Source organism: Burkholderia sp. E168m23 (genome assembly GCF_016586125.1).
GTDB classification, from domain to species: domain Bacteria; phylum Pseudomonadota; class Gammaproteobacteria; order Burkholderiales; family Burkholderiaceae; genus Burkholderia; species Burkholderia orbicola.
On sequence record NZ_BCPP01001710.1, the window covers coordinates 1 to 542 of the forward strand.

A 542-nucleotide genomic window follows, 5' to 3' on the forward strand; every position below is an offset into this window, starting at 1 on the left:
CCGATCGACATCAGCAGCAGCGCGCTCTTGGTCAAGCCTTCAGCGTTCATCGGACACCCAGTTCTTCACGACGGTGGCGACGATCTTCGGATCCTGGCGGGCGATCGTGCGCGCGTAGTCGAGGTTGCGTTCGTAGCGGTTCTTCTCGTTCTCGAAGCCGAGCAGCAGCGGATCGGCTTCTTCCGCGGCCTTTTCCGGCGCGGGCAGGCCGTCGAGCGCGACCGTGTCTTCCGGCGCCGCGAGCGCCGGCGCGGCCGGCTCGGGCGGCGGGAACGCGCGGCGCATCGCCGGGCGCACGAACATGAAGTAGAGCGCCGCCGCGGCCGCCGCGATGCCGAGCCACTTCGCGGCTTCCTTCGCCATCGCGATCATGTCGGGCTGGCGCCACCACGGCAGGTCGGCGTACGGGTCGCTCACGGTCGAGAACGCGCTGTTCACGACGTTTACCGAGTCGCCGCGCTTCGCGTCGTAGCCCATCGCGTCCTTCACGAGCTGTTCGACCTGCGCGAGCTTCGCGGGCGGCAGCGGCTGCATCGTCACGT

1 protein-coding gene is annotated in these 542 nt (G+C 69.0%); it reads right to left on the minus strand.

The window, feature by feature from the left end:
• Positions 1-39: 39 nt before the first annotated feature.
• Positions 40-542 (minus strand): flagellar M-ring protein FliF C-terminal domain-containing protein (locus JMF90_RS39805; RefSeq protein WP_305790788.1); only part of this gene is annotated, 503 nt, incomplete at its 5' end.